This window comes from Blautia caccae, from assembly GCF_040095955.1.
In the GTDB taxonomy this organism is placed as follows: Bacteria; Bacillota; Clostridia; order Lachnospirales; family Lachnospiraceae; genus Blautia; species Blautia celeris.
The window spans coordinates 1-1,518 of the sequence record NZ_JBBMFP010000069.1 but is presented as its reverse complement, the minus strand read 5'-3'; the positions used below and the strand labels follow the sequence as shown (position 1 = coordinate 1,518).

The following is a 1,518-nucleotide window of genomic DNA, read 5'->3' as shown; positions in this document are numbered from 1 at the left end:
TCCAGGCTTGTGGTCTTTGGCATGAAGAATGTATCAGACAGCATGTGGGAGACCTGCATGATCACGGTCATGCACCTGCTCTCTATGCGGATGGACTATAATGTCAGCCTGCAGAAAGCGACCAGATTTATCTGTGATGAGGCACAATATGTCTGCCAGAAGGAAAGCTCCACAGAGCAGCTCCTGCATGCGTTCATCACATACCGGAAATATGGAGGTATCTGTACGGTATGTTTCCAGAATGTATCTGCAGCACTGGCGAACGCCAGGGTGAAGGATATGGTATCGAATTGTGACTTGAAGATCCTGTTAGACCAGGGAGGCAGTGACCGGAATGCCCTAAGTAAAATTTTAGAGCTGTCAAATGCAGAATTCAGGGAGCTGGCGAACCCAGAGCCAGGGCAGTGCCTGATCGTCTGCGGGGACCAGATCTTGCAGTGTGATGCCTATATAGACAAAAAAAATCCGCTGTATGAGATCTATTCCACGAATTTCCACGAACGTGCAGCCAGAAAGAAGGAGGCGGGATATGAAGATCCAGCAGCGGGAGAACACCAGGCTCCGTAAACGGGCGAGGAGCGTAGGGAAGGCCGCTGTCCTGCAGATACGGGGGAGGAAGATCAGGAAAAAAACAGGGGCCGGCGCTTTGCTGCAGCTTCCGGACAGCCGGGCAGCAAGTGTCTGGATGCAGATGCCGGAGGCAAAAAAGGAAAGGCTCCTGAACCAGGCCAGGTATGGGGCAATCCTTTCAAAGAAGGCTGCAGAGAGGCAGCGGGGAAAGGACATCCAGCGGGATGCAGGGATGCAGGATGCGATGCTGAAGGAGGAAGCGGCACAATATGAACAGGAAGGTTCCCAACAGAGAACGGGCTGGCTAAAAGACAGGATCACACAGCCAGACAGCGTGGAGGCAGACGCCATCCAGAAGCCAGGGCGGCAAAGCCCACAAACACAAAGCCCACAGGTGCAAAGGATACAAAGACAAAGCCGGCAGGGAACCGTCCAGTATATGGCATTAGAGGGCCAGGATGCAGCACAAGCCTCTGAACCGGGGACAGCAGCAATAGAGGGCCCCCAGCCGGTATATGAAGGGGCCTCTCAGAACCGCAGGCTTAGCCGCCGTGTCATACGGAAGATCCTGCGGGGCGGAGGGACAGCCGGCAGGGCGATCGCAGGCCAGAGGCTGCAGGCAGGAGAACAGGAAGAGGCGAACCGGCAACAGCAGAAGGCTGTCCGCCAAGGCACTGCGCCAGTAAGGAGAGCGGTGAGGAGGATCGCTGGAAGGATCGGCCGGGCCATAGTAAGCATGGTCATGGCCTTCAGCCCGGCAGGGATCCTGCTCCCTATCTTTCTGATCCTGGTTTTGGTTATAATAGGGATTTTTGGTTCCATGCAGTCAGGCAGCGCACAGGCCACTGGCCTGAGCCAGGAAGTGGAGGGCTATCGGGCAGCTGTCCGGGAAGTGGCAGGGCAGTACGGGATGTCCCAGTACGTGGAATTGATCCTTGCAGTCATGAT

At 55.6% G+C, this 1,518-nt stretch carries 1 protein-coding gene and 1 pseudogene; both read left to right on the top strand.

Features of this window, described 5'->3' with window-relative positions:
* Nucleotides 1-567, top strand: a 567-nt coding sequence (locus WMO65_RS26120) for a TraG/VirB4 family ATPase (RefSeq protein ID WP_349064858.1), incomplete at its 5' end; no start/stop codon positions are given.
* Nucleotides 530-1,518, top strand: a pseudogene (locus WMO65_RS26115) (hypothetical protein); the annotation flags it as partial. The gene WMO65_RS26120 and the pseudogene WMO65_RS26115, both read left to right, overlap by 38 nt.